The following is a 1,908-nucleotide window of genomic DNA, read 5'->3' on the forward strand; positions in this document are numbered from 1 at the left end:
GAGGCGTTGTCGGCCGGGTTGGCGGAGCGTCTGGTGCGTGGGTGCGGTCGGGTGACGAACGTGTACGGGCCGACGGAGGTGACGGTGTGGGCGACGGCGGCGGAGCTGGCGGCCGACCACCGGGGCATCCCCGCCATCGGCGTGCCCTTCCCGCAGGTCCGCGCACTGGTCCTCGACAGCGCCCTCCAGCCGGTGCCGACCGGTGTGCCGGGTGAGCTGTACCTCGCGGGGGTGCAGCTGGCCCGCGGCTACCTCGGGCGGCCCGGCCTCACCGCGGGCCGCTTCGTGGCGGACCCGTACGGCCCGGCCGGCGGGCGGATGTACCGCACCGGTGACCTGGTGCGGCGCCGCGCCGACGGGCAGTTGGACTTCCTGGGCCGGGTGGACGACCAGGTGAAGCTGCGCGGATTCCGGATCGAACTCGGCGAGGTGGAGGCCGCGTTGGCCGCCCTGCCGGGCGTCGGCCGGGCCGTCGTCCTGGTCCGCGAGGACGTGCCCGGGCAGCAGCAGCTGGTCGGCTACGTCACGGGCACCGGCGGTACGGACGCAACCGCGGACGGCACCGGCGCCGAGGCGGAGCCGCCCGCCCCCGAGGCGGAGCCGCCCGCCCCCGAGGAGCTGCGCCGGGGTGTGGCGGCGGTGCTGCCCGAGTACATGGTCCCGTCGGTGGTCGTGGTGCTGGAGGCGCTGCCGCTGACGGCCAACGGCAAGACCGACCGCCGGGCACTGCCCGCCCCGGACCGGGCCGTCACGGCCGGTCGGCTGCCGGCCACCCCGGCCGAGGCCGTGATCTGCGGAATCCTCGCCGAGGTGCTCGGCCTGACCGCCGTGGGTGCGGACGACGACTTCTTCGCGCTCGGGGGCCACTCGCTGCTCGCCGCGCGCGCCGCCGGCCGGATCCGGCGGCGGCTGGGCGTCGACGCGGCCATCCGGGACGTCTTCGAGGCGCCCACCCCGGCCGCGCTCGCCGCCCGCCTGGCGGGCCGGACCGCCGTCGAGCGCCCCGCGCTGACGGCCGGACCGCGCCCCGAGCCGCTCCCGCTCTCCGCGGCGCAGCGCGGCCTCTGGTTCCAGTACCAGGTCGAGGGCCCGAGCGCGACCTACACCATCCCCTTCGTCGCCCGGATCGACGGGACCCCCGACGTGGCCGCGCTCGCGGCGGCGCTGGGCGACCTGACGGCCCGGCACGAGAGCCTGCGCACCGTCGTCGGCGAGCGGGACGGGGAGCCGTACCAGCGGGTGCTGACCCCGGCCGAGGCGGCCGAGGCCGTGCCGCTGACCGTCCTCGACGTCCCGGCCGACCAGGTCGACCGGGAGATCGCCGCCGCGCTCGCGCACCGCTTCGACCCGACCGCCGAACCGCCGCTGCGGGCCACCCTGCTGAGGGAGCCCACCGGTGCCGCGACGCTCGTCGTCGCCCTGCACCACATCGCCGGCGACGAGGCCTCCCGGGGGCCGCTGATCGCCGACCTCCAGGCCGGCTACCTCGCGCGGCTGGCGGGCCGGGCCCCGGAGTTCGCCGAACTTCCGGTCCAGTACGCGGACTTCGCGCTCTGGCAGGCGAGTCTGGACCAGGCGGCGCCGTTGGCCCACTGGCGGCGGGCGCTGGCGGGGCTGCCGGAGGAGATCCCGCTGCCCGCCGACCGCCCCCGGCCGGCCGTTCCGAGCGGGCGGGGCGGCCTGGTCGCGCGGCGACTGCCCGGACCGCTGGCCACGGCCGTCCGCCGGCTGGCCCGGGAGAGCGGCACCAGTGTCTTCATGGTGGCGCACGCGGCGGTGGCGGCGTTGCTGCACCGGCTCGGCGGTGGTGACGACGTCCCGTTGGGCACGCCGGTCGCCGGGCGCGGCGGGGAGGCCGCGCTGGACGGGCTGGTGGGCTTCTTCGTCAACACGGTGGTGCTCCGCGCC

At 77.9% G+C, this 1,908-nt stretch carries 1 protein-coding gene; it reads left to right on the forward strand.

All coding sequences use genetic code 11. The features are described 5' to 3' along the window. Positions 1-6: 6 nt before the first annotated feature. On the forward strand, positions 7-1,908 hold a 1,902-nt coding region (locus PUR56_RS27990; RefSeq protein ID WP_329950975.1), incomplete at its 3' end, for a condensation domain-containing protein.

Origin of the sequence: Streptomyces sp. BE303 (assembly GCF_036290945.1) — a bacterium.
GTDB lineage: Bacteria > Actinomycetota > Actinomycetes > Streptomycetales > Streptomycetaceae > Kitasatospora.